This is a genomic window from Acidocella sp. MX-AZ02 (assembly GCF_000306035.1).
Lineage (GTDB): Bacteria > Pseudomonadota > Alphaproteobacteria > Acetobacterales > Acetobacteraceae > Acidocella > Acidocella facilis.
Genome location: NZ_JH976213.1, coordinates 1 through 4282 on the forward strand (window position 1 = coordinate 1; position 4282 = coordinate 4282).

Annotated in this window: 4 protein-coding genes; 1 reads left to right on the forward strand and 3 read right to left on the reverse strand. The window is 53.7% G+C overall.

Translation table 11 applies throughout. The features are described 5' to 3' along the window. Window positions 1-337: 337 nt before the first annotated feature. Window positions 338-1069 (reverse strand): hypothetical protein, encoded by a 732-nt coding sequence (locus MXAZACID_RS16825; RefSeq protein ID WP_008495744.1) that lies wholly within the window; start codon window positions 1067-1069, stop codon window positions 338-340. A gap of 12 nt (window positions 1070-1081) precedes the next feature. Next, the gene (locus MXAZACID_RS18040) at window positions 1082-2557 is read right to left on the reverse strand and encodes a hypothetical protein (RefSeq protein WP_144052875.1); all 1476 of its coding nucleotides are present in this window, start codon (window positions 2555-2557) and stop codon (window positions 1082-1084) included. A gap of 421 nt (window positions 2558-2978) precedes the next feature. Between MXAZACID_RS18040 and MXAZACID_RS18955 the strand changes: the two genes are divergently transcribed. Then, on the forward strand, window positions 2979-3188 hold the full coding sequence (locus tag MXAZACID_RS18955) for a hypothetical protein (RefSeq protein WP_144052876.1): 210 nt from the start codon (window positions 2979-2981) through the stop codon (window positions 3186-3188). 158 nt (window positions 3189-3346) lie between these two features. Here MXAZACID_RS18955 and MXAZACID_RS16835 read toward each other — a convergent pair whose 3' ends face one another. Next, window positions 3347-4258 carry a polyprenyl synthetase family protein gene (locus MXAZACID_RS16835; protein ID WP_039885751.1) on the reverse strand — a complete coding sequence of 304 codons (912 nt, stop codon included), beginning with the start codon at window positions 4256-4258 and terminating at the stop codon, window positions 3347-3349. Window positions 4259-4282: the final 24 nt, after the last annotated feature.

Sequence of the window (4282 nt, forward strand, 5' to 3'; positions counted from 1 at the left end):
ATTCGTTCGGATCAGCTGAGAAGAACTGGAATGACGCCAAAATTATGGGGCAGGACACCGTTTGGCACGTTTCGGTCATATGTTCTTGCTCGGATCGCCGCTCATCCTGTCGACATGGCGCATGCAAACCCTCCCCGCCGGCATCAATCCCCTCCTCGGCAACAACCAAAGAGGCGAACTTAAACTCAGCCAGCGAGGATGACCTCACCCCCGTCTACCCGGGCGAGAATATCCCGGAATCGGGGGGCGAAGATTTGTCGGAACTTCCCGGGTCACTTCTCAGTGGAAATCAACAGTCAGGCTTCCAAAAGTCTTGTCAAATAGGAGCTGGCGAGACTTATGTTTTCGTTACGTTGGTTTTCACCAGATCACGAACGAGCGTGAAATCCGGCGCTTCTGGTCCCAGCCCAGGGTTAGGGGCTGCTAAGGGTGGTTTTTGTGCCACGTAAGGACGCCAGTTTTCAAATAGTGGGAGCTGCAAATGGTCTGATTGTCGTCTGAAGCGGCGCAGATCGGGATGTGGTGGAAAAACCTCTTTTAACCTGTTGGCGTGCATCAAAGCCAACCTCAGAGGGTGAATGCCTTTTGGCACAGTCAGCGGAGGAATAATTTGACCGGATCGAATTCCCTTAGCGACTTCTTCCAGATCAGCGACAAGTTGCGTTTCATCTGGTGTCAGCGGATCTCCAAAGAGATGAATATCAGCCACCAGATCGTCGATCTGCGACGCGATAACCGGGAAATGCCGAGGCTTAAGCAAGCCGGGGCCTTGCAGGATACGCTTTAGCTCCCCCAAGGCTTTGGCGATCTCCTTGGTATCGTCCACTTCGCAGGAACCGACGACGTAGCAGAGTGTGCCGATCCAGCTCTTATGAACGGGAACAGGCAAGCGCTGCGCGTCGACCTCCTGTTTGAGCCAGCGGAGCTGATAGACCACACGGCCATGGGCAGTGTCATTCGAGGCGGGGTAATCCTTGAAGGCGTCGAGCAGGAAGGCGATGCGGTCCATCGCATCTGCATATTCTTCTTCGATGCCAGGGCCGATGATCTCAAGGGTGATGGGGATCATGGAAATGTTCCTCTATTTACCAAAGCTGACCGCTGACGGCGGCAATGAAACTTGAGAGCCGCCGCCAGTCATGAGCAGCTTTCCTTCATCCACGCCACCCGCTCCATTATCGAGATTGAACAATTCCGAGGCGGAATTGATCTGTGACGTGACGCCTGTTGTTGGTGCCGTGACCTGCCCTTGGAATACTGTTTGGGCCATATTGTAGCATGGCAAAGCCAGATATTGCTTGACCCCGGCTGCGTTTGTCACGTTCAAATTTTCATCAACATATCCTTGATTGATCAACTGGTTCATGCCGTTCTGATCCAGAATATAGGGACTAGGTGTATCAGGATTGTAGCCAAGATTCTGGAGTTTGTAGATGTTATCGCCTACAGAATAGTCTTTGGTGCCAAAGTTGGAACCGCTATTCAAAACTTGGTCGATCTTGTCGTCATCCCATGCTGGGTTTCCACTTGAATCGAGCTGGTCTTGTAATTGTTCTTTCGCAAGTTCCTGATCAGCGGTCGGGTTGTTCTGGTCATAAATGCTGTCCGGTGTAAATTGATTATTGACACGTGGATAGGTAACGCCATCACTCCCTCTGTTGTAGCGTTGCATGATATCGTCGGTCGAGCCGCGCGCCGGTTTATTCGACGGCTCGGTCTTGGTGGGTTTCTTTGGCTTTTTCCCGCTATCGACCTTAACCTTTTCAACAAGCTTAGCCAGGAACAGCACCCCAAGCGTAATCAAAGCATCCGCTGCTTTTTGTGCTGCATGGTCGATATCAGGCTGGCTCTGCGCCCTTCCGGCCTGGATCACCGCCTTGGTAAACTCATACCCAGCCACCAGCCCGGCCCAACCATACATGGCATAGGCCAAGGCGGCGATGATCGCATCGGCCACCGCGTCCGCGATGGGAATTGCTTGGATGGCTAATCCTGCCGCCAGAAATTCAACCATAATGGCGAGGTTCTGCGGCGTGAGAAAGGCATTGAACTGTTCCCTCGCCGCCGGCCCCAGATGGCCCGGTATGGCCTCGAACATCGCTTCGATCTTGTGCTTGGCGGTCCATTGCGCAACGGGCAGCGTTGCCGGAGGCGAGGAGAGAGAAGCCGCCGGGGCCGAGATTGCCCCGCCTAGCATCCACTCATCCTGAAGCCAGAATGCCGCGAGCGCGGTGCTTTGCACCTCGCCCCGTAGCCAGTCCAGTATTTGTTGGTCAGTCAGGCGGTTGGCGCCACCGCCCAGCAAGCTGTTGTAGAAATCCTTAATTTGAGCGGCGATATGCCAATCTAGTTGAATGAGTTTTTCGAGTTCATAAGCTCCCGCGCCACGGCTAGGATGCCATTCCCAATAGATTTGAAACCTTCGCATGTCGAAGGACTCATGGTTTTGCGGGAGAATCAGCAACGTCCCGGTGTGCAACCGGATCGTCAGAAACGGATGCGGCGGGAAATGGTTGAGAGCTTTTCTTCTCTGATCTTGCCCGGCATATGCGCTCATGACGAAAACGTACCATGAGCGCAACCCATTGCTCAATCCATAACAACCCTGGATTACATCAAAGTCGTATAACTTGTAAATTGTCGATCGGCTGCGGCGAGCTGCAACCCATTGTTTTTCCTTTGATTCGTTTGTCGTGCGGTTTTGCTGCAGAAGCCGTCTGACACACGACAAAATTAGCGACACTTACGTGCTGCTTTTGGGAGGCCGGCTTCTTTCGGGGATAGGACCCAGCCCCGCGAATGATCAACCTGGGCGCGTTCTTTCTGTCTAATATTTTGGACGGGCTGAGCCGGATGCGGTGCACGAAAGAAAGCTGCCGTTGGCGGTCGATGGTCTCATCGGCAGACGACCCTATATGGCTATTTAGCACTGCCAGCACTAAAACTATGAGCAGACATTCTCTGTGGGGAGTTGGTCATTGCAAATATCTTTCGCTCTGGAAAACGCACCAGATGAAGAAACCCGCTTTGCTTTAGATAACGGCTTAGACGACTTCAATGCAGAACGCGTAGGTTTAGATAATGCCGATGATCTCTGGGTAGTGGCGCGCAGTGCCGAAAATGCGGTTTTGGGTGGTCTAAAAGCTAAAACAGTTTTGGTGCGCCAGGTCGGCTCAGCGCCCAATTAAGCCATTGATGATCGGAAAACCCACACCAGAAAGCGGACGTCGCCAATGGGGTACAGACAATCCGGTCCATCAGTCACGAGGCCGCAACTACCCAAACAGACTATAGTGCACAAAGGGAATGCAAAGCGGTTGGGGCGGACAATACTTTGCTAGAGGCTTCAGCTTCTTCGTGTGATTGTGAAGCGCACAAGAGCCCGGAGGATTTCCGCACGATCTCCGAAGCTCTCCAAATGACTGATCGCCTTTCCCGAAAAGTGTTTGGCTTCGGCTTTCGCTTGTTCGAGGCCCAAAATGCTAACTGTAGTGGCTTTACCCTGCGCAGCATCCTTACCAGCAGTCTTACCCAAGGTGGCAGTATCCGAATTCACATCAAGTATATCATCATAGATCCGGAATGCAGTGCCCAGATCGCGACCATAATTGGCAATAGCGAGCCTTTGCGAAGCATTGGCGCGACCGAGAATGGCCCCAGCCTCGGCGGCATACTGGATGAGACGGCCGGTCTTGAGTGCTTGGAGACGCATGATTTCCGAGACGGAGAGCGCTTTACCCTCGGATTCGATGTCGATCATCTGCCCGCCAACCATGCCGCACATGCCCGACGCCGCAGCCAGAGCCAGCACCAACTCGCAGCGCACATCAGTATCGGCATCAGTATCTGCTTCAACTAACACCTCAAACGCCCGTGTCAGCAGCGCGTTACCAGCTAGAATAGCTGTGGCTTCATCAAACTTCTTGTGGCAACTGGGCTGCCCGCGGCGCAGATCATCATCGTCCATAGCGGGTAGATCGTCATGCACCAGCGAGTAAGCGTGCAACATTTCCACCGAAGCCGCTACGCGCGCTGCGCAAATCCGGTCGGCGGAGAACAAGTTGGCGACCTCCACCACCAGCAGCGCGCGTATCCGTTTGCCGCCATTCAGGACCGCGTATCGCATGGCCTCGACCAGTCTGGCTTCCACACTTTCCGGCACGGGCAACAGAGCGTCGAGCTGGCCCTCCACGACGTGAGAAATACCCGCCAGTGCTTCCGCCAAAACATCCGATTCAGCTATAGGGGCAAGCGCCATATTCATCCTCTTTCTCGGTATGAG

Excerpts from the sequence above, each read along its gene's own strand:
- MXAZACID_RS16825 (WP_008495744.1), bottom strand. The coding sequence starts at position 1,069 with ATGATCCCCATCACCCTTGAGATCATCGGCCCTGGCATCGAAGAAGAA.
- MXAZACID_RS16835 (WP_039885751.1), bottom strand. The coding sequence starts at position 4,258 with ATGGCGCTTGCCCCTATAGCTGAATCGGATGTTTTGGCGGAAGCACTG.
- MXAZACID_RS18040 (WP_144052875.1), bottom strand. The coding sequence starts at position 2,557 with ATGAGCGCATATGCCGGGCAAGATCAGAGAAGAAAAGCTCTCAACCAT.